Source organism: Puniceibacterium antarcticum, assembly GCF_002760615.1.
Classification (GTDB): Bacteria; Pseudomonadota; Alphaproteobacteria; order Rhodobacterales; family Rhodobacteraceae; genus Puniceibacterium; species Puniceibacterium antarcticum.
Window position 1 is genome coordinate 1 of record NZ_AWWI01000054.1, and the last position, 19,479, is coordinate 19,479.

The following is a 19,479-nucleotide window of genomic DNA, read 5'->3' on the forward strand; positions in this document are numbered from 1 at the left end:
TCAGTTACCACATTGGATTAACCTAGTGAATCCCACGCAGGATTTGTGCAACAAGGCCCCTTTTCGGTCTGCCAGTTCCACGGCATGAGTTCGTCGATGCGATTGATCTTGTGATCAGGCAGGCGCTGGAGGACCCATGTGAGCCACGCTTCGGGGTCGACGTCGTTCATCTTGGCGGTCTCAATGAGCGTGTAGGCGATGGCGGCCGCTTTTCCGCCGCCGATTGACCCCATGAACAAGTAAGTCTTGCGGCCGAGGGCGATGGGGCGGATTGACCGCTCACAGGTGTTGTTGTCGAGTTCGAGGCGGCCGTCGTCGAGATAGCTCGGCGTTCTGAGGCGACGGTCTGCTTGCTCTAGCAATGCGCGCAGGATTTTCTCGATCGCCTGCGGCTTCTGATGTCGACGGGCGATCCTGAGGGCGGATATATCAGACCCCGGACGAAGCAATCCGAAGCGAGCAGGGTCAGAAGGCGGCCGCCGCCCTGATCGCAGCCAAAATGCTGCGACAAAAGCCAGCCGCGCAGAAGATATGATGGCGTTGATTGGCGTTTCAGACTTCCGTTGACTTCCAGCGGGATCGATGGAGGACATGGTGGAGTCTGCAGCCTTCTCTTTCAGTCACAGGAGCACGCCGTGACGCACGCTATGCTGAAACTGTGCGGATCATGGCACCGCGCTTCTCCATCACAGATCCGTCTTGAATCTGTCATTTGTTCGTTACCGATCCGGCGCAGAGATACGCTGCCGCAGGCCTGTCGCCTGCCGGGGCGCAAATGCCCCCCCCTCCGGAGATCGACCATGACATTCTTCACACGAACAGCGCTTCCCTTGCTGGCCGGCGTTTCCGCACTGACGATGACCGCCGCCCTTGCCGAACCGACCCAGGAATTGATCGACGCTGCCAAGGCCGAAGGGACTCTGACGACCATTGCCCTGCCGCACAACTGGTGCGGCTATGGCGACGTGATCGCGGGCTTCAAAGCGAAATATGGGCTGAGCGTGAACGAATTGAACCCCAATGCGGGCTCCGCAGACGAGCTGGAAGCAATCAAGGCGAACAAGGGCAATACCGGCCCGCAGGCGCCTGACGTCATCGATGTGGGCCTGTCCTTCGGTCCCGCCGCCAAGGACGAGGGGCTGCTGCAACCCTACAAGGTTTCGGTCTGGGACTCGATCCCGGCGGATGCCAAGGACGCCGAAGGATATTGGTACGGTGATTACTACGGCGTTCTGGCCTTCGGCGTGAACAGCGATATCATTGCGGACGCACCGACCAGCTTTGCCGACCTGACCGAAGCTGCCTATGCCAATGCCGTCGCCATTCCCGGTGATCCGCGCAGCGGCAACAGCACGATGATGACGGTCTATGCCGCAGGTGTCGCAAAGGGCGGCGAGGCGGGTGGCGATGCGCTGAACAAGGGCATAGCATATTTCAAGGGCCTCAAAGACAGCGGCAATTTTGTGCCCGTCGACGGCACCTCGCAGAACCTCGCACAGGGAACCACACCGATCTATTTCGACTGGGATTACAACCTGCTTGCAATGCGCGACACGCTGGCGGGCAACCCACCGGTCGAGGTTGTCGTACCCTCTGATGCCGTCGTCGCCGGCGTCTATGTGCAGGCGATTTCCGCCTATGCGCCGCACCCTAACGCCGCCAAGCTCTGGATGGAATACATCTATTCCGACGAGGGTCAGACGCTCTGGCTCAAGGGATACTGCCATCCGATCCGGTTCAACGACATGGCCGATCGCGGCGTGATCCCGCAGGACCTGATGGACAAGCTGCCCCCGGCCGAAAACTACGCCAAGGCAGTATTTCCGACGCTTGACCAGCAGGCGCAGGCGAAGACCGCCGTTGCCGATAACTGGGCCAAGGAAATGGGCATCCAGTAACGCCGGTCTGCGAATCCCCGGGTGGCAGGTTCCAGCCTGCCGCCCATCCCCAACTCCGAACGGATCCTCACTTGACGCAGATCGCACCTTCATTCGGATCCACAGACTCCTCGGGGTCTGCTCTCCCGAAGGACACAACCGCGCCGCGCCGCGCATTGCGGCTCAACTGGTCATGGCTGGGTCTTCTGCCCTTCCTGCTTTTTGCGCTGATGTTCCTGATCCTGCCGGTCCTCTACCTGGTCAATGGCGCCTTCCAGACTCCGGACGGGTCCTATTCGCTTGAGACGATGCTGTCGCTCTCTGCCCCGGAGATCGCTGGCTCCTACGGGCTGTCGATCAAGCTCAGCTTTGCCTCTGCAGCGATGGGCACGGTGTTCGGGCTGGCCTTGGGCTATGCGTTGCTGCTCGGGGGGCTGCCCGGATGGGTGCGCCGCGCTTTCATGACATTTTCGGGTGTCGCCTCCAATTTCGCGGGCGTTCCGCTGGCCTTTGCCTTCATCGCGACGCTGGGGCGGCTGGGCCTGGTGACGCTGGTCTTGCGAGACGTGCTCGGCATCAACATCTACGCTGCGGGCTTTACCTTGTTTTCCTTCTGGGGCCTCGCCTTGACCTACCTCTATTTCCAGCTGCCGCTCATGGTGCTGATGATTACACCCGCGCTTGAGGGTCTGCGCCCCGAATGGCGGGAGGCTGCGGAAAGTCTTGGTGCGAGTCGCATGCAATACCTGACCCGCGTCGCCCTGCCACTGCTCGCGCCTTCCGTTCTGGGCTGCTTCCTGCTGCTGTTCGCCAACGCCTTTGGAACGCTGGCGACGATCTATGCCCTGACATCGGCAAACTTTCCGGTCGTGCCCATCGTGCTGTTTCAGCAGATCCGCGGAAACGTACTCTACAATCCGAACCTCGGCTATGCGCTGGCGGTCGGCATGATCCTGATTATGGGCCTGTCCAACACGCTCTATTTCATCCTGCGCCGCAGGGCCGAGCGGTGGCAGAAGTGAGCCGCCGCCCGCCGCTCCTGTCGATCCTGATCGCACTCGCCGGCGCTGCATTCTTCCTTGTGCCGTTGATTGCAACTTTCAACTTTTCCCTTCGGATGACGCGCGGAGAGCTGTCCTTTGCCGCCTACCGCTCTGTCTTCGAAAGTGACACGTTCCTCAGCGTCCTCGGCTTTTCCACAGTGGCGTCGCTGATGGCCATCGCTCTGGGCGCGCTGATCGTCGTGCCGACGGCCTATTGGGTGCGCCTGCGCCTGCCACACATGCGCCCGCTGATCGAATTTCTGAGCTTGATGCCCCTGATCATCCCGCCGGTGGTGCTGGTTTTCGGCTATGTGCGCCTCTACGGCACAAGCTCGATCCTGCCGCTGACGATGACCGAAACCGGCACGAACATCTTGCTGGTCATCGGCTATGTCGTCCTGTCCGTGCCCTACATGTATCGCGCGGTGGACAATGGCATGGCCGCCATCGACATCGCCACTCTGACCGAAGCCGCCGAAAGCCTCGGCGCATCGCGCCCGCGCACCATTGCCTTCGTGATCTTTCCCAACATCCGCTCGGCCATCGTATCGGGGGCATTCCTGACCTTCTCGATCTCGCTGGGTGAATTTGTCATCACCAGCCTTCTGAACCGTCCGGCCTTCGGTCCCTACCTCGTGCAGATGGGGCAGGACTACGCCTATCAGCCCGCCGCGCTCGCGATCATGGCCTTTGCCTTCACTTGGGTTTGCATGGTGCTGATGGAGCTCTTCGCAACCCGCAGGCCCGGCCAGCGCCTCCTGCAATGGCGTGCCCCACGCACCGTAGAAAAGGCGAAATCATGAGCTTTCTGACCCTGAGCGGCATCAATAAGTCCTTTGGCGCCAATACCGTCGTGCGCGACTTCGATCTGGCGGTGGAACCGGGCGAATTCGTCTCGTTCCTCGGCCCTTCGGGCTGCGGCAAGACCACCGTGCTGCGCATGATCGCGGGATTCGAGACACCGAGCGGCGGAACCATCCGCGTCGGCGGCGCCGATGTCACTGCCTTGCCCGCCAGCCGCCGCAAGATCGGCATGGTGTTTCAGGCCTACGCGCTCTTCCCCAACATGTCCGTGCGCGACAATGTGGCCTTCGGTCTCAGGATCGCGGGCATGACCCGCGCCCAGATCGACGCGCGGGTCGCGGAGATGCTCGACCTGATCGCGCTCGGGCATCTTGCGGACAGATATCCGTACCAGCTTTCCGGAGGCCAGCAGCAGCGCGTGGCACTCGCTCGCGCACTTGCGCCCCGCCCCAACCTGCTGCTGCTGGACGAGCCTTTATCGGCCCTGGATGCGCAGATCCGGACCTCCCTACGCGACGATATCCGACGCATCCAGCGCGAGCTTGGGATCACCACCGTTTTCGTCACCCATGACCAGGAGGAGGCGCTGTCGATCTCGGACCGGGTCGTCGTGATGTATAAGGGCCGCGCGGACCAGATCGGCACCCCGGCACAGATCTACAACCACCCGACCACGCGCTTCGTCGCGGGTTTCGTCGGCAAGCTTAACACGTTCGATGCCAGAGTCGCGGGTGCCGACAGCCTTGCCTTTGGGGGTCAGGAATTCAGCGGGCTGCGCCGCGCCGGTTTGAACGCCGGCGTTCCGTTGACGGTCGCCCTGCGGCCCGAGGCGCTGTCCCTGCATCGCAGGCCTGGCGATGAGCTGTCCCTGCCGGGCAGGGTGCAGCACAGCAGCTTTCTCGGCTCCGTCATTCGAGCCCAGGTCGAGGTTGCGGGACAATCCGTCAGCATCGACATGTTCAACCGCGCCGACGCGAAGCTCCCCGTAGCGGGGGCGCCTACCGAGGTCTGGTTCACCCGCGACGACGTTCTCGTCCTTCCTGAGGTATCCCCATGATCCTGCCAGCATTCGCAGCGCCCGGGCGCTTTTATCGCGGCAACCTGCATACGCATTCGACCCTGTCTGACGGCATTTTGCCACCGGCAGAGGTTTGCCGCCGCTACAAGGCGGAGGGGTACGATTTCATCGCCCTCACCGACCACATGATCGGGATCTACGGATATCCAATCGCCGACACCCTCCCGTTTCGCGATGAGGCGTTCACCACGCTTATTGGAGCGGAACTTCATTCAGGGCCGATGCAAAACGGCGAGCTCTGGCACATCCTCGCCGTCGGGCTGCCTGCGGACTTCGCGCCTGCCAACGCGCCCGCTTTCGTCCCTGTCGCCGGTCAGGAAACCGGGCCTGAACTGGCGCAAAGAGCGGTGGATGCCGGCGCCTTCGTCGCCATCGCTCATCCGCAATGGTCCGGCATGACGCTGGACGATGCCCGCAGCCTGAGCGCCGCACATGCGGTCGAGATCTACAACCACGGCTGTGCTATCGGCTGCGATCGCCCGGACGGTTTCCAGTTCGCCGACCTTCTGCTCTCCGAGGGCCGCTGCCTCACGATTGTGGCCACAGATGATGCGCATTTCTCTGAGCCTGACCACTTCGGCGGTTGGGTCATGGTGAAATCGGAAGCCCTCGACCCCCAATCGCTGCTGAACGCGCTCAAGGCCGGGCATTTCTATTCCAGCCAGGGGCCGCAGCTGCACAACGTCGAGGTCACGGACGGTACTGTGATCGTCGAAAGCAGCGCTGTCGCTGCGGTCATCGTCCAAGGGCATGGCTCCGCTGCGCAGGTGCGGCATGGCAGGTCAATGACGCGAACGACATTAACGTTGGATCGATGCGCCACCTCTCCGTGGCTGAGGATCACAATCGTCGACACCGCAGGGCGCCGAGCGTGGACCAACCCTTTGCTCCGCTCGACGCGCTAACGTCATAAGTCTGCGCAAGGCTATTGTTTACACCGCCACTGGGCTCGTACCTCAAGATTGAAATCCTGAACTCCGGCGTGGGCTCCACACTGCTGGAGTTTGCAAGCGGTCTGGCAACGCTTCACTTAGCACTGATGGCGAGCCTGAGCGGAACTCAACTTTCGAGTGCGGGTTCCGGTTTACAGCGGAACCCGACGCGAATGATGCTGTGATCGTTGGTCCCGCTTTCCTTGCCGTCGTTCAGATTCCCCAGAACCACCACCGTATGAGGTGGTTCTGGAGATCTGAGCAGCCTGGATAAGTGGATTTTCCGATTAACAGCAGCATAATGCTGCGAGAGAGGAGAAGACCATTAAAAGATGAGCGCGCCGGAACCACCTCCTTTCATGGCGAAAATGACGCTAGCCGAGATCAAGAGCGAAAAGACCCTGATCAAGCTGGCACAGGATTTTTAAGTCCACCCAAACCTGATCAAGCAGTGGCGCGATCAAATTCTGCAAGGTGCGAGCGGTATGTTTGGCGATACTCCAAAGGCTGCACTGACCCCTGTAATCGACGTGAAGACGCTGCATGCCAAGACCGGGGCAATGGCACTTGAGAATGATTTTTTGTCCGGCTCGCTCGCCAAAGCGGGTCTCTTGTCCCGTTGCCCGGCAGCCGGTTGCGTTACGCCGAAGGCCTGCTTTCGGCACGATGCAATCTGCCGGGAGGGGAGGGCAAAAAAGAGGATCGATCCCGCAGCGAAGCTCAGCGGCAGCTGCCAGACCATCGTGCTGGGGATCAGCCGGGGCAGTGTCTGTTACCGTCCCCGCCCGGTGTCGGATGCTGATCTGAAACTGATGCATAGGATCGATAAGCCGCATGTTGCAGGGTATGCTCGTGCAGGAGGGTTTCAAGCTGGGCCGGTTACACGTCGCCACACTGATGAAACGCATGGGCATCGAGGAATTGTATCGCAAGCAGGAAACCTCGAATCCGACGCGTCCATGCGCAGCATGGCCCCGCCATGGCGGCACAATATCTCCCCTTCTCTGCTGCGCAAATTGTCCATCACTCGGCCTAACCAAGTCTGGGCCATGGACCTCACCTACATTCCCATGACGCCGGGCTTCATCTACCTCGCCGCCGTTCTGGCGTGACGCGTGTCGACCACACTGGAGGCGGTTTTTGCATCGAGGTTGTGGAGGAGGTGCTCGCGCGTCACGGCGCGCCCCAGATCTTCAACACTTCCTCTCGCGCATTGCTTCGCAATACCGTGTCGGGCAATGGATCAGGGCAGCCAGTTCACCTCGACCGATTTCATCAAGGTGCTGGCCGCACGCGAGAAAAAAATCTGCATGGACGGCGAAGGAGTCTGGCGCGACGAATGTCTTCGTCGAGCGCTTATTGGGGGCGGACCATCTAATACGAGGAGGACTAACTGAGGGACTATGCCAGCCTTTCGGAGGCTCGCGTGTTGATTGACCGTTGTGTCGGGTTTTACAACAGCCGCCGTTCAGGCTCATCGTTTGACGGGGCAAGACCTGATCACGTCTACTTCTACCAGCCTATGCCCGAAGCAGTGGCGGCGGAACCAAAGCGGAAAACCACATAGAAAACGCCAGATCCTGTTCAGACAAACCGAATCACCTTACTTGGCTACAGCCCTCAGGACTGGACAACGGCCCCTTGATCCTGCATTGCGCGGATCAGATGTTGCATCGGGGCAAGTCATGACGAAGTCATCCAAACAAGCTGTCTATACGCTGCTGGTCGAGGTTGGTCGCAAGACCGGCGATGGCCTGCCCAAGGGCGCCACCGGTGCCGCTCTGATGTGCTATGCCAGCGGCATAGACGAGGCGGAGGCCGTGCGCGAAACCGTGGCGATCCTGAAACAGGCGGATATGGCGCCGCTCGATGTGACCGGCTACGGCACCGAAGAGGAACGCCGCGCCGAAGGGCACGAGATCGACGAGGATGAGGCCGAGCTGATGGCCCGCGCCCTGGCCGAAAATTCGGTGATCGTGGCGCAGGTCACACCGTTTTTCGACAAGCCGGACGGCAAAGCCTGAAAGCACGGTTTGCCTCTGCTCTGCGGCTGCGCTACCCAAAGGGCAAACGCCTGACGGAGAGCCGAAATGCCCCTTGATCCTGCCGACCTGACCGCCGACTTGATCCGTTGCCCCAGTGTCACCCCCGAAGAGGGCGGCGCGCTGGTGCTGTTGCAAAAACTGCTGACAGAAGCCGGGTTTGCCTGCACGCGGGTTGACCGGGCCGGGGTCTGCAACCTGTTTGCCCGTTGGGGCGACAAGGGGCACGCCCGGACATTCGGGTTCAACGGGCATACTGATGTGGTGCCGTTGGGCGATCCTGCGGACTGGACCATGTCGCCCTTTGGCGCGGACCTGAAAGACGGCTTCATGTACGGGCGCGGCGCGACGGATATGAAATCCGGCGTCGCGGCCTTTGCAGCTGCCGCTCTGGATTTTGTCACCGCCACGCCGCCAGATGGCGCCCTGATCCTGACCATCACCGGAGATGAAGAAGGGGATTCGACCGACGGTACCATCGCCTTGCTCGACTGGATGGCAGAAACCGGCGAACAGATGAGCGATTGTCTGGTGGGCGAACCCACCTGCCCCGACCACATGGGGCAGATGATGAAGATCGGGCGGCGTGGGTCGATGAATGCGTTTTTCACCGTGACCGGGCAGCAGGGTCATTCCGCCTATCCGCACCGCGCGCTGAACCCGATGCCTGCGATGGCGCGGCTGATGGATCGGCTCGCCACATACGAACTAGACACTGGGACCGAGCATTTCGATGCCTCGACTTTGGCCGTGGTGACCATCGACACCGGCAATCCGGCCAGCAACGTCATCCCAGCCCAGACCCGCGCCACGCTCAACATCCGCTTTAACGACAGCCACAGCGGCGCAAGCCTCTCCGACTGGCTGCGGGCCGAGGCGGCGCGCATTGATAGCGAATTCGGCACCCGGACCGAGGTAAAGATCAAGATTTCCGGTGAAAGCTTCCTCACACCGCCCGGGCCGCTGTCCGATCTTGTCGCGAAATCCGTGCAGGCCGAAACCGGTGTGACGCCCGAATTGTCCACGACCGGTGGCACCTCGGATGCGCGGTTCGTCAAGGATCATTGCCCGGTGGTGGAATTTGGTCTTGTGGGCAAGACGATGCATCAGGTCGATGAGCGGGTAGAGGTGGCGCAGATCCATCAGCTCAAGGCAATCTATGGGCGCATCCTGCGGGATTACTTTGCACAATGACCCTGCTGATCAAAGAAACGACGGATTTCGACGCCTGCCGCGCCCTGCGCATCGCCGTGTTTGTGCAGGAACAGAACATACCGCTGGCCGAGGAATTCGACGCGGTGGATGACACGGCGCAGCACCTGCTGGCGCTGCAAGATGGAACACCCATCGGCACCGCCCGTGTGTTTGCGGTGGACGGCACCGGCTGGATCGGGCGGATCTGTGTTCTGACCACCGGGCGGGGGCTGGGCGTCGGCGCGGCCCTGGTGACGCGGGGAATCACGCTGCTGCGCGCGCAGACCGCGGTGAAAGAGATCGCTCTGGGGGCGCAAACCCATGCGATTCCCTTTTACGAAAAGCTTGGATTTGCGGTGTCCGGCCCGGTTTATGACGATGCAGGCATTCCGCACCGGGAAATGCGCCAGCCCGCCTGACCAGAAGCGCCGCACATCTGCGCGGTCAGTCCTCTTCTCTCGTGACGTCCAGCCCGGCGCGTGATACGGCATGAGAATGAGCACTCTGCCAACAAAATCGGACATCCTCAGCTGGATCTCCGAGCACCCGACACTCACCGCGAAGCGCGATATTGCCAAGGCTTTTGGCATCAAAGGCGCGGCCCGCATCGACCTCAAGCGCCTGTTGAAGGAGCTGGAGGAAGAAGGACATCTGGAAAAGCGCCACAAGACCTATCGCGACCCCGACCGCCTGCCCCCGGTCAGCGTGCTGCAGGTCAAGGCGCCGACATCCGACGGCGATCTGTTCGCCAAACCACTGGAATGGCATGGCGAAGGCCGCGAACCGGTTGTCCTGATCATCCCCCGCGACTCGGACCCGGCTTTGGGCGAAGGCGACCGCATCCTTGCCCGCCTGCAACTGGTGCAGGACAGTGATCACAACTACGAGGCCCGGCTGATCCGGCGCATCGGGTCGAACCCGCAAAAGATCGTCGGGATTTTCCGCAAAGGCTCTGAAGGCGGGCGCGTCATGCCCATCGACAAGGGCTCTGACAAGGAATGGAGCGTCGCCCCTGATTCCACCGGTGGCGCGCAAGAGGGCGAACTGGTCGAGGCAGAACAGGTCGGTCCGGCCCGCAACCGCATGGGCCTGCCCAAGGCACGCATCACTCTGCGTCTGGGTGACCCGTCCGAACCGCGCGCCGTGTCCCTGATCGCGATCCACCAGCACGGCATTCCCGACGACTTCCCGGACGAGGTCATTGCCGAGGCGGACGGAATGGAACCCGCAGGCCTGGAAGGGCGCCGCGATCTGCGCGACCTGCCGCTGGTCACCATCGACCCTTCGGATGCACGCGACCATGACGACGCCTGCTATGCCCATGCAGATGATGACCCCAAGAACCCCGGTGGGCATGTGCTCTGGGTCGCCATTGCCGATGTCGCCTATTACGTCCGTCCCGGTTCTGCGCTGGATCACGAGGCGCGCAAACGGGGCAATTCCAGCTATTTCCCGGACCGCGTTGTGCCGATGCTGCCCGATGTGCTGTCGGGGGACCTCTGTTCGCTGCACGAAGGGGTGCCGCGCGCCTGTATCGCTGTGCGCATGGTCATCGACGCCGAGGGCAACAAGACCGGCCAGACGTTCTGTCGTGGCCTGATGGTCTCGCCCGCGTCGCTGACCTATCAACAGGTGCAGGCGGCGATTGACGGCACACCGGATGAGCAGACTGAACCGCTGCTCGATGACGTGCTCAAGCCGCTTTATGCCGCCTATGGCGCGCTGAAGGCGGCCCGGGAACGGCGGCAGCCTCTCGACCTCGACCTGCCGGAACGCAAGATCGAATTCTCTGAAGAGGGCAAGCTGACGGCTGTCAACTTCTCGGTACGGCTCGACGCGCACAAGCTGATCGAGGAGTTCATGGTCCTGGCCAATGTCGCCACAGCCGAAACGCTGATCGCGAAAAAAACACCCCTGCTGTTCCGCGTCCACGAGGAACCGCCCCCCGCAAAGCTGGAAACCCTGCGCGAGGTTGCGGAATCCGCGGGCCTAAGCATGGCCAAGGGTCAGGTGCTGAAAACCGCGCATCTCAACAAACTGCTGCACGAGGCGGCAGGCCGGGACGAGGCAGAGCTGATCAACATGGCGACGCTGCGGTCGATGACTCAGGCCTATTATTCGCCCGCAAACTTCGGCCACTTCGGCCTTGCGCTGCGCTCCTATGCACATTTCACTTCCCCGATCCGGCGATATTCCGACCTGATCGTGCATCGCGCGCTGATCACGGCCCATGGCTGGGGCAATGACGGGCTGCGGCCGCAGGATATCGAAGGGCTGGAGGCGACGGGCGAACATATCTCGACCACCGAACGCCGTTCGATGATGGCAGAGCGGGACACGACCGACCGCTACCTGGCCGCATTTCTGTCCGACCGGATCGGCGCGGAATTTTCTGGCCGTATTAGCGGGATTGCCAAGTTCGGTGTCTTCGTCAGGCTGGATGAAACCGGTGCGGACGGGCTCGTGCCGATGCGCAACCTCGGCAACGAATATTTCCACTTCGACGCGGCCAGTTCAACGTTGATGGGGGCCGACACCGGGACAGTGATCACTCTCGGCCAGCGCGTCACGGTCAAACTGATCGAAGCAGCGCCGGTGACCGGCGGTCTTGCCTTTGATCTTCTGACCCTGGAAGAGACGGATATGCCACGCGGCCCGTCCCGCGGTGGGCCGCGGCGGCGCGGTTCTGCAACGGCTGGTCCCCGGCGCATGCAGGCCAAGGCCGGCAAGAAAAACGCGAAGGTCCGCACCAAGGTCAAGCGGCGCCGTACCTCGTCGAGCTGATCCCGCGCGATACTGTCATTTTCTGACAGCAGGTGGCAGTATCGCAGGGACATGTCCCGAACCCATCGCCTTTTCCAGCTGATGCAGGCGTTGCGTGCCCTGCCGACACCGGCCACTGCCCAGCAGCTGGCCGATGAAACCGGCGTATCCGAACGTACGCTCTACCGTGATATCGATGCTTTACGTGGTCTTGGCGCGGTGATCGATGGCGCGGCGGGCTTTGGCTATACCCTGATCGAAGACGCCACCCTGCCGCCGCTGGGCTTTCAGGATGAAGAGCTTGAGGCGCTTGTTCTGGGGCTGCGAGAGGTGATGCAGGTCGGCGATCCTGCCCTGGCCAAGGCGGCGCAAGGTGCGCTCGACAAATTGCGCGCCCGGCTGCCCGACCGTCAGGCACACCGGCTGCGTCACGCCGTATTGTCCGCGCATCGTTTTGCCAGACCCAAGGCGCCATTGATCGACGCGGGTACGCTGCGCCGCGCGGTCTGGGCCGAAAGCCATGTGCGCTTTGCCTATCGCGACGCTGCGGGCAGCGCTACAACGCGCGAGGTGCAGCCGCTGGGCATTGTCTATTTCGAATCGAGCCATTGCCTGTTGGCGCGCTGCCTTCTGCGTCAGGATTTCCGCAGCTTTCGGCTGGATCGCATGACCGGGCTTGAGGTCTTGCAGGACAGCTTTCGTCCGAATCGAGTTTCCCTGCTGCGCGAATATATGGAACAGCTGCGCAATCCCGAAAATCCCTTCACCCCGCCCCGTTGATTTCTTTCGAAACGACTGAAATCAGGGTATGCTTGAAAAAACAGGCAAATCAGCAGGCCCAAACCATGAAAAAGCACGTCTGTCGCGGAGCCGTCGCCGCATTCCTTCTGTGCAACGGTGCGCTTGCCGCGCCGGTAGAGGTATCTCTGCGCCCGGCGGCCCGACCGGCCAGCCCCGAAGTGACAAGTGCTGTCATGGCGTTCCTGATCCAACCTGATGCGCCATTGACCTCGGTCAGACCTGCGCTGCGCCCGGCCAAGGCGCCCGTCACGCTGGCGACGGTGGCAGCCTCCGATCCTGGCTTCGATGCCTGGGTGCGCGGTTTCCGGCCCCGTGCTCTGAGCGCCGGGATCACCGGCGCTGTCTTTGACCGCGCCTTTCGCAACGCCCATTTCAATCCGGATGTGATCCGACGCGATTCGAACCAGTCCGAATTTACCAAATCGATCTGGGACTATCTGGACAGTGCCGCATCAGACAGCCGGATTGCGAATGGCCGACTCGCCCTGCAGCAGCATTCAGCGCTTCTGAACCGTATCGAAGCGACATACGGCGTCGATAAAGAGGTTGTCGTGGCGATCTGGGGCATGGAATCGGCTTATGGCAGCCATCGCGGTTCGCTCAACATCGTAAGCTCTCTGGCAACGCTGGCCTATGAAGGACGGCGCGGTGCGTTTTTTGAAGAACAGCTGATTGCGGCGCTGAAGATCCTGCAACATGGCGATACGGCGCCCGAAACGATGACGGGCAGCTGGGCCGGGGCGATGGGCCATACGCAGTTCATCCCGACGTCTTATGATGCGCTGGCCGTGGATTTCAACGGTGACGGGCGGCGCGACATCTGGTCGGATGATCCGACCGATGCGCTGGCTTCGACTGCCGCCTATCTCGCGCGCTACGGTTGGATCAAGGGAATGCCTTGGGGGGTAGAGGTGCAGTTGCCTGCAGGGTTCGATTACGCCAGTGCGAACAAGAAAACGGTTAAGATGCCCAGCGACTGGGCGCGTCTGGGCGTGGTTGGCATGGATGGGGCGCCTGTGCGGGACTACGGATCGGCGTCGGTGCTGCTGCCGGCCGGGTCAAAGGGCGCGGCGTTTCTGGTGTTCAAGAATTTCTCGGTCATCGCGCGCTACAATGCGGCAGATGCCTATGTGATGGGCGTCGGCCATCTGAGCGATCGGCTTCGCGGGCGCGGACCGATCCGGGCCGACTGGCCGCGCGATGATCGTGCACTCAGCTTTGACGAGCGGCAGGAAATGCAGCAACGCCTGACGGCGCGCGGCTTTGACACCCAGGGTGTCGATGGCCGTGTGGGGCCGATGACGGTCGAGGCGGTGCGCAGGTTCCAGCGCTCGGTCGGCATGGCGCCGGATGGCTATGCCTCGCTCACAGTGCTGACGCGTCTGCGCTGAGCGAAGGGAACTTCAGGCCTTGGCTGAGATCTCTTTCAGAGGCCCCGCAAACGCCGTGACCACCTTTTCGTAGACCGCGCGCTTGAACGGCACGATATTGGCGACCAGCTCTTCATGGGGCAGCCAGCGCCATTCGGAAAATTCCGGATGGTCGGTGGCAATCTCTACATCCGCGTCGGTGCCGTGAAAGCGCAGCAGGAACCATTTTTGTTTCTGGCCGCGAAACCGGCCCTTCCAGATCCTGGGAACAAGGTCGTGCGGCAGATCATAGGGGACCCAATCTTCAGTTTCGGCCTCGATGGTCACAAGATCTGCGCTCAGGCCGGTCTCTTCCCACAGCTCGCGCAGGGCGGCATCGCGGGGGGCCTCTCCATCATCCACCCCACCCTGCGGCATCTGCCAGGCGGCGGCGTCATTGTCGATCCTCTGGCCAACAAAGACATGGCCCCCATCATTCACCAGCATCACGCCGACGCAGGGGCGGTAGGGCAGTTTTGCAATCTCTTCGGGGGTCATGTCAGGGCCTTTTATGGTTCGCCTTAAGGGCAGATGTCCGAGTCGCACTTTGTCATCCACAACCCCAAATGCAAACGCCCCACCGAAACGGCGGGGCGTTTATTTCGCTTGATCGACTTAAGCGTTACTCTTTCGGACCCAGTGCCGACAGACCCTTGAGGATGTCGATGGCATAGGCCAGCTGGTAATCCTCTTCGCGCAGCGCAGCTGCGGCATCCGCCTTGGCGCGATCCTCTTCGATCTGGCGGACCTCATCTTCGGTCAGGCTGTCATTGGACAGCGCGCCGCGCAGATCAGCTTCGGAACGGGTGGCCGGGGTTGTGCCGGGCTCTTCCTCTGCCGATGCGATATCGGGGCGGGGCTGCTGCACAACAATGTCGGGCGACACGCCAAGGTTTTGGATCGACCGGCCCGACGGTGTGTAATACCGCGCGGTGGTCAGACGCATCGCGCCATCATTGCCCAGCGGCATCACCGTCTGGACCGATCCTTTGCCAAAGCTCTTGGTGCCGACAACGATCGCGCGACGGTGGTCTTGCAGCGCGCCCGCCACGATTTCCGAGGCAGAGGCAGAGCCGCCATTGATCAGGACCACAATCGGTTTTCCCTCTGCCAGATCGCCCGGCGTCGCGTTGTAGCGTTCGCCATCCGCAGGGTTGCGGCCACGAGTCGAGACGATCTCGCCTTTTTCAAGGAAGGAATCGGACACGCTGATCGCTTGGGTCAGCAGGCCACCGGGGTTGTTGCGCAAATCAAGGACAAAGCCATTGACCTTGTCGATCCCACCTGCAGCTTCGATCTGCTCGGCCAGGCCCGCTTCGAGTCCCGATGTTGTCTGGTCGTTGAAGGTTGTCACGCGCAGAACGACGGTGCTGCCTTCGGTACGGGAACGCACGGCCTGCAGCTTGATGGTGTCGCGGATGATCGAGACATCAAAAGGCTCTGGCTGATCCTGGCGCACCACGGTGATCACGATTTCCGACCCGACTGGGCCGCGCATCAGATCGACCGCGTTGTCCAGCGTCAGACCCAGAACCGATTCTCCGTCCACATGGGTGATGAAGTCACCCGCTTCGATCCCGGCTTCGGCGGCGGGGGTGCCGTCAATGGGCGAGACGACTTTGACAAAGCCTTCTTCCTGCGTGACCTCGATGCCCAAGCCGCCGAATTCACCGCGCGTCTGGACGCGCATGTTGTCCGCGTCATCCGGGGAAAGGTAGCTGGAATGCGGATCAAGCGAAGTCAGCATGCCATTGATGGCCGCCTCGATCAGCTTCTTGTCGTCAACCTCTTCGACATATTGGGCGCGGATGCGTTCAAAGATGTCACCAAACAGATCAAGCTGTTCATAGACGCTTGTGGTCTTGGCACTCTCCTGCGCCAGCAGCGGCCCCACGAACTGCGTGGTCGCGATCACGCCGGCGAGCGTACCGCCCATCGCGGCCATGACGAATTTCTTCATAGTGTCATCCCTTGTCGGTTGAGAACCAGGTCAGTGGGTCCACAGGCGCATCGCCCTGCCTGACCTCTATATAGAGCGTTTCCGTACGGGTGTTTCCAGCCCTTTCACCGATTGTTGACAGGATATCGCCGGTTTCCGTCTCGGTTCCGCCCATCAGACCTACGGGCGCACCTGCGGGCAGGACCTCGCCAATCTCGCCAAATACTGTGTCGAGCCCTGCCAGTACAAACAGCAGATCCGCCTGCGGTTCAAGGATCGTCACCAGCCCGTAGTCCAGCAGCGGCCCACGATACCGGATCGTGGCTGCTGAGGGCGTGGTGACAAGGGCACGGGGCAGGGTCGTCACCACGATGCCGGGGCGTTCGACGCCGGCGGCATCGGCCTCTCCCGCCCGGCGCAGGATCTGGCCGTTCACGGGCAGGGGAAGCGCCCCCTTGCGCGCCTCAATCGGCGGCAGCTCACTGGTTGAATCGTCTGTGGTAATCTCGCTCAGACCGCTGGCAAAGCCTTCAAGCGTTTCCGTGGCGGAAATCAGGATCGCGGTGCGCACCGGATCTTCGGTAAAGCGCAGGGGCAGTTCGGTGCGCGCGGCAAGGGCCTGACTGAGCTCGGTGCGCGCTTGCTGTACCCCCGCCAGACCCAGTTGCAATGTGCGGACCGCCTCTTGCTGCAACTGGCGCAGCGTTCTGACCTCTTGCAGATCGTCGCGCAGCTCTGCCGCTTGCATAGCAAGTCCGGGTGTGACCGAGGACAGCAGCATGCCTGCCCGTGCCGTGCCCAGCGGTCCCGCCGGATGCAGCAGGGTTTCCGGCCCGGACGTGCGCCCGATGCCCTGCAGCACGCCCAGCAATTGCGCGACCTCATCCTCGCGACTGCGCAGGGTGTCGTTGATTTCCGTTTCGCGGATTGCCGCGTCGCGCAGCCCGTCACGCATGGCGGACAGGCCCGCCTCATAGGCGCGCACGGTGTCTGTCAGCGCCCTGATTCGGTCACGCGCCCCGCTGGCGCGATCCAGCTGCACGGTTGCCGCCTCAAGCTGGGCCGCCGCGGCCCTTGCCGCCGCCGCCGTGTCCGACTGGGCAACAAGGGGGGTGGCGGACAATACCAAAAGAAGCGCCGCACGGATCATCACAGGATCAGGCTTTTCCCGGTCATTTCCTCGGGTTGTTCCAGCCCCATCAGCTGCAGCAGCGTCGGCGCAAGGTCTGACAGCCGCCCGTCACGCAGCTTTGCCTTTTTCGGCCCGCCGAACAGGATCACGGGGACAAGGTTCAGCGTATGCGCCGTATGCGGCCCGCCGGTTTCGGGATCGATCATGGTTTCGCAATTGCCATGGTCGGCGGTCACAATCATCGCGCCGCCGGCAGCTTTCACCGCCTCAAGCACCTTGCCAAGGGCGGCATCGACCGCCTCACAGGCCTTGATCGCGGCCTTGAGGTCACCAGTGTGGCCAACCATGTCGGGGTTGGCAAAGTTGGTGATGATCAGATCATAGCCTTGCCCGATCGCCTCGACGAACTTCTCGGTCACCTCGGCCGACGACATCTCGGGTTGCAGATCATAGGTTGCCACATTGGGCGACTTGGGCATGAAACGGTCCTCATGCGGCTCGGCTGTCTCCTTGCCGCCGTTGAAGAAGAAGGTGACATGCGGATATTTTTCGGTCTCAGCCAGCCGAAACTGCTTCTTGCCGTGCTTGGCCACCCATTCGCCCAAGGTGTTGTGCAGCTCGCGTTTGGGGAAAACCGTCGTCATGTAGGTCGCGTGATCTTCGGAATATTCCACCATGCCAAGCAGGCTGGCCAGTTGGGGCTTTTCACCGCGATCAAAGCCGTCGAACTCGGGGGCGCCGATGGCGGCGAGGATTTCGCGCGCGCGATCGGCGCGGAAGTTGAGGCAGAAGAAAGCATCCCCCTCGCGCACGCCATCATAGCCATCGATCACCGTGGCGGGGATGAACTCATCCGTTGTGTCATTCCTGTAGGCCTGCGCGACGGCCTCTTTCGCGCTGGCGGCATGTTCACCCTTGCCGTGGATCATCGCCTCATAGGCGGTTTGAACCCGGTCCCAGCGGTTGTCACGGTCCATGGCAAAGTAGCGGCCTATCACGGTTGCGACATGTACATTCTGCGGCAGGCGTTTCTGCAGCTTTTCGATGAAGCCCGCGGCAGATTTCGGCGCCACGTCGCGACCGTCGGTGATGGCATGGATGGTGACGGGAACGCCGGTCTGGCTGATCGCCTTGGCGGCGGCAAAGATGTGGTTAAGGTGGCCATGCACCCCGCCATTGGACACGACGCCCATAAGATGCGCGGTACCGTTCGAGTCCTGCAGCGCTTGGATCATGTCCTGCAGCGCGGAGTTCTTGAAAAACGAACCGTCCTCGATCGCAAGGTCGATCTGGCCAAGGTCCATCGCCACGATCCGCCCGGCGCCGATATTGGTGTGCCCGACCTCGGAATTTCCCATCTGGCCGGTGGGCAGGCCGACGTCGGGACCGTGGGTGATCAGCTTGGCCCTTGGGCAATTGGCACTGAGCCAGTCCATGGTCGGCGTCTTGGCAAGGGCCGGAGCATTGGCGGTGGAGTCATCGCGCAGCCCCCAGCCGTCGAGGATGGTAAGGACAACGGGTTTCGGCGTGGTCATGTTGCGCACCCTTAGGGTTAAGAGGGATTTGGTTGTGGTCTAACAGAGGTTTGCAGAGATGTGGAGGGGGAAGGAATTTGAGGCAGCTGATCTTGCAGATCGGCCCGGGCCACAAGATCAGCGGGCACCGGCCCCGCGGCAGGCGTGTTCTGAGGGGCTCACGCAGAACATGCCGAATTCTTCGACACGATCTGGACAAGCGCATCAGAAGGATTGATCGTGACCCCGACCAGAAAATTCCGGGGCGGGGTGTCTGATCCCGTCCCAAACCCGGAAAGAGAGCCGCAATGTCCGCCCTGATCGTGATTGACGTCCAGAATGATTTTTGCCCGGGGGGAAACCTTGCCGTGCCGACGGGGGATGCTGTTGTCGCTCAGATCAACGCCATGATGCCCGCTTTCGATGCAGTGATCCTGACGCAGGACTGGCATCCGGGCGATCACAGCTCTTTTGCATCGCAACATGCAGGAAAGGCTCCGATGGAGCAGATCCAGATGCCCTATGGCCCACAGGTGCTTTGGCCCGATCACTGTGTGCAGGGGTCTGATGGGGCTTCGTTCCACCCGGATCTGAACCTTGATCGGGCGGATATGATCCTGCGCAAAGGGTACCGGCGTCTGATAGACAGCTACAGCGCCTTTTTCGAGAATGATCATACCACGCCGACCGGGCTGGATGGCTATCTGCGCAGCCGCGGGATCAAGGATCTGACATTGGTCGGGCTCGCCTTTGATTTCTGCGTGGCATTTTCGGCTGTGGATGCGGCCCGGTTGGGGTACAACGTGACGGTTCTGCGCGATGCGACTCGGGCCATCGATTTTGACGGATCGGCCCGCGCGGCCCAGATCGCGATGCAGGCCGACGGCGTGACGCTGATCTGAAGGCTCTTGCGGCTTTCTTAACCCGGCCCGCGCTACACCGACCGCAAAC

16 protein-coding genes and 2 pseudogenes are annotated in these 19,479 nt (G+C 61.8%); 13 read left to right on the forward strand and 5 right to left on the reverse strand.

Going from position 1 to position 19,479, the window contains the following annotated elements; translation table 11 throughout:
- Positions 1–17: 17 nt before the first annotated feature.
- A pseudogene (locus P775_RS28850) lies at positions 18–422 on the reverse strand (transposase domain-containing protein); the annotation flags it as partial.
- Positions 423–800: 378 nt separating this feature from the next.
- On the opposite strand from P775_RS28850, the gene P775_RS07105 reads away from it, so the two are divergent.
- The 12 genes and pseudogenes from P775_RS07105 to P775_RS07160 all read left to right on the forward strand — a co-directional run bounded on the left by P775_RS07105 (position 801) and on the right by P775_RS07160 (position 13,925).
- Entirely contained in the window at positions 801–1,898 is a 1,098-nt protein-coding gene (locus P775_RS07105) for an ABC transporter substrate-binding protein (RefSeq protein WP_099910326.1), read from the forward strand.
- Between the two features lie 71 nt (positions 1,899–1,969).
- Positions 1,970–2,899, forward strand: a complete 930-nt coding sequence (locus P775_RS07110) for an ABC transporter permease (RefSeq protein WP_245875603.1) — start codon at positions 1,970–1,972, stop codon at positions 2,897–2,899.
- Positions 2,896–3,723 carry an ABC transporter permease gene (locus P775_RS07115; RefSeq protein WP_099910349.1) on the forward strand — a complete coding sequence of 276 codons (828 nt, stop codon included), beginning with the start codon at positions 2,896–2,898 and terminating at the stop codon, positions 3,721–3,723. Before P775_RS07110 ends, P775_RS07115 begins: the two co-directional genes overlap by 4 nt.
- Entirely contained in the window at positions 3,720–4,781 is a 1,062-nt protein-coding gene (locus P775_RS07120) for an ABC transporter ATP-binding protein (protein WP_099910327.1), read from the forward strand. The genes P775_RS07115 and P775_RS07120 overlap by 4 nt, the downstream gene beginning before the upstream one ends.
- Entirely contained in the window at positions 4,778–5,707 is a 930-nt protein-coding gene (locus P775_RS07125; RefSeq protein ID WP_099910328.1) for a PHP domain-containing protein, read from the forward strand. Before P775_RS07120 ends, P775_RS07125 begins: the two co-directional genes overlap by 4 nt.
- A gap of 470 nt (positions 5,708–6,177) precedes the next feature.
- Positions 6,178–7,301 (forward strand): annotated as a pseudogene (locus P775_RS07130) (transposase family protein).
- A 118-nt stretch (positions 7,302–7,419) separates the two neighbouring features.
- Positions 7,420–7,758 (forward strand): hypothetical protein, encoded by a 339-nt coding sequence (locus P775_RS07135; protein ID WP_099910350.1) that lies wholly within the window; start codon positions 7,420–7,422, stop codon positions 7,756–7,758.
- A gap of 66 nt (positions 7,759–7,824) precedes the next feature.
- Complete coding sequence (gene dapE / locus P775_RS07140) at positions 7,825–8,970, forward strand: succinyl-diaminopimelate desuccinylase (protein ID WP_099910329.1); 1,146 nt, start codon at positions 7,825–7,827, stop codon at positions 8,968–8,970.
- A complete protein-coding gene (locus tag P775_RS07145) occupies positions 8,967–9,389 on the forward strand; it encodes a GNAT family N-acetyltransferase (protein ID WP_099910330.1) in 423 nt (140 codons plus the stop codon). Before dapE ends, P775_RS07145 begins: the two co-directional genes overlap by 4 nt.
- A 76-nt stretch (positions 9,390–9,465) precedes the next feature.
- The gene (gene rnr, locus P775_RS07150) at positions 9,466–11,754 is read left to right on the forward strand and encodes a ribonuclease R (RefSeq protein WP_099910331.1); all 2,289 of its coding nucleotides are present in this window, start codon (positions 9,466–9,468) and stop codon (positions 11,752–11,754) included.
- 51 nt (positions 11,755–11,805) lie between these two features.
- Entirely contained in the window at positions 11,806–12,513 is a 708-nt protein-coding gene (locus P775_RS07155; RefSeq protein ID WP_099910332.1) for a helix-turn-helix transcriptional regulator, read from the forward strand.
- A gap of 65 nt (positions 12,514–12,578) precedes the next feature.
- The gene (locus tag P775_RS07160; RefSeq protein WP_099910351.1) at positions 12,579–13,925 is read left to right on the forward strand and encodes a lytic murein transglycosylase; all 1,347 of its coding nucleotides are present in this window, start codon (positions 12,579–12,581) and stop codon (positions 13,923–13,925) included.
- A 12-nt stretch (positions 13,926–13,937) separates the two neighbouring features.
- Here P775_RS07160 and P775_RS07165 read toward each other — a convergent pair whose 3' ends face one another.
- From P775_RS07165 to gpmI, 4 genes are all read right to left on the reverse strand, one after another.
- Positions 13,938–14,441: an RNA pyrophosphohydrolase gene (locus tag P775_RS07165; protein WP_099910333.1), complete on the reverse strand. Its 504-nt coding sequence runs from the start codon at positions 14,439–14,441 to the stop codon at positions 13,938–13,940.
- A 124-nt stretch (positions 14,442–14,565) separates the two neighbouring features.
- Positions 14,566–15,903, reverse strand: coding sequence for a S41 family peptidase (locus P775_RS07170; protein ID WP_099910334.1), 1,338 nt, complete (start codon positions 15,901–15,903; stop codon positions 14,566–14,568).
- A gap of 4 nt (positions 15,904–15,907) precedes the next feature.
- Positions 15,908–17,032: a murein hydrolase activator EnvC family protein gene (locus P775_RS07175; protein WP_099910335.1), complete on the reverse strand. Its 1,125-nt coding sequence runs from the start codon at positions 17,030–17,032 to the stop codon at positions 15,908–15,910.
- The gene (gpmI, locus tag P775_RS07180; protein ID WP_099910336.1) at positions 17,032–18,549 is read right to left on the reverse strand and encodes a 2,3-bisphosphoglycerate-independent phosphoglycerate mutase; all 1,518 of its coding nucleotides are present in this window, start codon (positions 18,547–18,549) and stop codon (positions 17,032–17,034) included. Before gpmI ends, P775_RS07175 begins: the two co-directional genes overlap by 1 nt.
- 287 nt (positions 18,550–18,836) lie before the next feature.
- On the opposite strand from gpmI, the gene pncA reads away from it, so the two are divergent.
- The gene (gene pncA / locus P775_RS07185) at positions 18,837–19,430 is read left to right on the forward strand and encodes a bifunctional nicotinamidase/pyrazinamidase (RefSeq protein ID WP_099910337.1); all 594 of its coding nucleotides are present in this window, start codon (positions 18,837–18,839) and stop codon (positions 19,428–19,430) included.
- Positions 19,431–19,479 lie beyond the last annotated feature (49 nt).

Excerpts from the sequence above, each read along its gene's own strand:
- P775_RS07160 (WP_099910351.1), top strand. The coding sequence starts at position 12,579 with ATGAAAAAGCACGTCTGTCGCGGAGCCGTCGCCGCATTCCTTCTGTGC.
- pncA (WP_099910337.1), top strand. The coding sequence starts at position 18,837 with ATGTCCGCCCTGATCGTGATTGACGTCCAGAATGATTTTTGCCCGGGG.
- P775_RS07170 (WP_099910334.1), bottom strand. The coding sequence starts at position 15,903 with ATGAAGAAATTCGTCATGGCCGCGATGGGCGGTACGCTCGCCGGCGTG.
- P775_RS07120 (WP_099910327.1), top strand. The coding sequence starts at position 3,720 with ATGAGCTTTCTGACCCTGAGCGGCATCAATAAGTCCTTTGGCGCCAAT.
- P775_RS07175 (WP_099910335.1), bottom strand. The coding sequence starts at position 17,032 with ATGATCCGTGCGGCGCTTCTTTTGGTATTGTCCGCCACCCCCCTTGTT.
- P775_RS07105 (WP_099910326.1), top strand. The coding sequence starts at position 801 with ATGACATTCTTCACACGAACAGCGCTTCCCTTGCTGGCCGGCGTTTCC.
- P775_RS07155 (WP_099910332.1), top strand. The coding sequence starts at position 11,806 with ATGTCCCGAACCCATCGCCTTTTCCAGCTGATGCAGGCGTTGCGTGCC.
- rnr (WP_099910331.1), top strand. The coding sequence starts at position 9,466 with ATGAGCACTCTGCCAACAAAATCGGACATCCTCAGCTGGATCTCCGAG.
- P775_RS07125 (WP_099910328.1), top strand. The coding sequence starts at position 4,778 with ATGATCCTGCCAGCATTCGCAGCGCCCGGGCGCTTTTATCGCGGCAAC.
- gpmI (WP_099910336.1), bottom strand. The coding sequence starts at position 18,549 with ATGACCACGCCGAAACCCGTTGTCCTTACCATCCTCGACGGCTGGGGG.
- dapE (WP_099910329.1), top strand. The coding sequence starts at position 7,825 with ATGCCCCTTGATCCTGCCGACCTGACCGCCGACTTGATCCGTTGCCCC.
- P775_RS07165 (WP_099910333.1), bottom strand. The coding sequence starts at position 14,441 with ATGACCCCCGAAGAGATTGCAAAACTGCCCTACCGCCCCTGCGTCGGC.
- P775_RS07135 (WP_099910350.1), top strand. The coding sequence starts at position 7,420 with ATGACGAAGTCATCCAAACAAGCTGTCTATACGCTGCTGGTCGAGGTT.
- P775_RS07145 (WP_099910330.1), top strand. The coding sequence starts at position 8,967 with ATGACCCTGCTGATCAAAGAAACGACGGATTTCGACGCCTGCCGCGCC.